This is a genomic window from Priestia sp. KCTC 13724 (assembly GCF_056820425.1).
This window is the reverse complement of the sequence record NZ_JBXDLD010000179.1, coordinates 1-1,920: the sequence shown is the minus strand read 5'-3', so window position 1 is coordinate 1,920 and position 1,920 is coordinate 1. Positions and strand designations below refer to the sequence as shown.

3 protein-coding genes are annotated in these 1,920 nt (G+C 35.2%); all 3 read right to left on the bottom strand.

From position 1 onward, the window contains the following. Positions 1 to 581, bottom strand: a 581-nt coding sequence (locus AC1UFB_RS20105; protein ID WP_482589918.1) for a MarR family transcriptional regulator, incomplete at its 3' end; no start/stop codon positions are given. A gap of 185 nt (positions 582 to 766) precedes the next feature. Further along, complete coding sequence (locus AC1UFB_RS20100; protein WP_326046487.1) at positions 767 to 1,180, bottom strand: hypothetical protein; 414 nt, start codon at positions 1,178 to 1,180, stop codon at positions 767 to 769. Between the two features lie 19 nt (positions 1,181 to 1,199). Next, positions 1,200 to 1,511 (bottom strand): hypothetical protein, encoded by a 312-nt coding sequence (locus AC1UFB_RS20095; protein WP_253348151.1) that lies wholly within the window; start codon positions 1,509 to 1,511, stop codon positions 1,200 to 1,202. Positions 1,512 to 1,920 lie beyond the last annotated feature (409 nt).

Genomic DNA, 1,920 nt, shown 5'->3' with positions numbered 1-1,920 from the left:
ATCTTCATTGCTTTATGAAACATGACCTTTAAAGCCTCATTTACATTATCTTTATCACCTGCATATATAATATGCGGATTTACAAAGATAGCATAAGCCTTTGCATTATTACCTTCAACTCCTGAATCTCCTTTAAATAATAATCCTTTTTTAACCAAAGAATTAACGGCTAAACTAGTATTCTGACGCGTAATACCTATTAATTTAGCAATCTCAGAAATATTCGCAGGAACAGGATTTTTTTCTTTGATATCATGAACAATACAGTTACTCGAAAAAGCTATGTATGGAATTATATCAGTGAGAAATACTTTTTCTTTATTAGTTACATAGTCTTGTTTATATAAGAATCCTAAATTATTTTGCATAGATTGAGCAAACCTCACTTTCGATTGAGGAGAACGTTTAGTTCCTACATAAAGATCTTTACCAGTTGCTTTACTTAATAAGCCCATTGCCTCTTCTAAATCTTCTTTTGTAACTCCTCCATGATCCAAAGCATACTTAATTTTCTCTAAATCAAAATCTCTACTGAGAGCATTTTTCTCAGCCTCTTTAAAATTAACGATGTTTTTAGCCACTTTTAAATTCCTCCAATTTTTGTAGAAGGAATCAACCTAATTATGTTATAATATAATTATCACAATATAAATAACAGAAGGTTAACCCCTTCTTGTATATTTGCTTAGAAAAGTCCTTCTGTCATCCAAAACTTGAGGGCTTTTCTTATGTCTAATTTTCTACCAAATCTTTCATAAATGCAACCTTATTTCGACTCCATTCGATGTTTTAACGCTGTAAGCAGCTTATCATCCACTCGCTTAGGCTTATACCCCATCCGGTCTACCAAAAGACCCTCTATGAGCTTCATACGAGCCGTATAAAGGCGATATTCGCTTTCTCCGAACTCTATGATACTTTTATCAATCTCAATCCCCTCTGGCGCTTTCTGAACCGTTCTCATTAAATTGTAGCTTTTTGAACGCTCTTCTCTAACCAATCGAAGTAAGATTAACAAGTCATACGTATGAAAACGTTGAAGCTCTTGGAATGACAAAGCCGAATCTTCTAAACTCACATATTCTTTAAGTTGAGGACGCTTTGTATATAAAGGTGCTCCACAAACTGAACATGCTTGATCTATAGAATTATTTTCTGAATCACAATATAAACATTTCATCATAGGCTTCTACGAATCCTTACTCTTCAGAAACAGCCACTTCAGCTGCTGCTTTCTTTTTTTCTTTTACAACCATATCATGATTCAAAACCTTCTCTTTATTTTTCCCTACATACGCTTGCAATGCCTTTGCAATTTTTTCTGCCTCTTCTTCACTTTCAATTTCAAAGTATTTCTCGAAGATCGCGCCGACTTGAATCAGTCGTCTTGTTCTTTCTTTTCTCTCTTTTTCTTTTTTACGCGCTTCAACTTGTTGTTTCTTCGCTTTCATCTTCTCAATTTTCTCTTCTAATTCCTGAAGAATTTCCTCATCTGTTCGCTTCTTCGGCACCCATCCCCATCTCCTTTATCTGTTCCCTAATGTTTAAATTGATTATATCAAAAATTGAGATAAATTGGTATCCTTAGCATAGATTCTCTCACCAGGATATGGTATAATTCCCTTAGATCGAAGAGATAAGGGCGCACTTATACATCGTACCGATGTGTGCGGTTCCTTCGGAACGAAAAGACAAAACCAAAGACCCATTCGCCTAGATGGCGAATTTCATAAACCTTGTTTGCCTATCGGCAAAGATGAAACCACCATCTGACACCTTTGGTGTTCATGATGCTGATTTCATCTAAAGCGTTGATTAGTGCACCTCGTGCTCTCATCAACTTATTCCAAAACACAAATCCATTCTCAAGAAAGGAGGAAAGAATCATGGCAATTTACCATTTATCGATGCAAATTATCA